This window comes from Lyngbya sp. CCY1209, assembly GCF_055795065.1.
Window position 1 is genome coordinate 1 of sequence record NZ_JAYFER010000702.1, and the last position, 272, is coordinate 272.

1 protein-coding gene is annotated in these 272 nt (G+C 39.3%); it reads right to left on the minus strand.

What is annotated here, in order from left to right; genetic code table 11:
- A partial coding sequence (locus AC0QHF_RS29225; RefSeq protein WP_324707802.1) for an RNA-guided endonuclease InsQ/TnpB family protein occupies nt 1–272 on the minus strand: 272 nt, incomplete at both ends.

Below are 272 nucleotides of genomic sequence, written 5' to 3' on the forward strand. Positions count from 1 at the left end.
GAGGTCTTCTATCGCTATCAAGTCGTTAGACTGTATGACGCGCTGTGCCTCTTTACAAGCAAAGTCGTTACGTCTGCGTGATACCTTGAGATGCGCTCTACCCAACCGATTCCTAGCTTTAATCCTATTTTTGCTACCTTTTTTAGTACGAGATAAACGCTTTTGTAGTTTTTTAATCTTGCGTTCATCTTTTCTTAGAAACCGAGGATTATCAACTTTATTGCCTTCAGAATCGGTGTAGAAATGATTTAAACCAACATCTAAGCCAGATT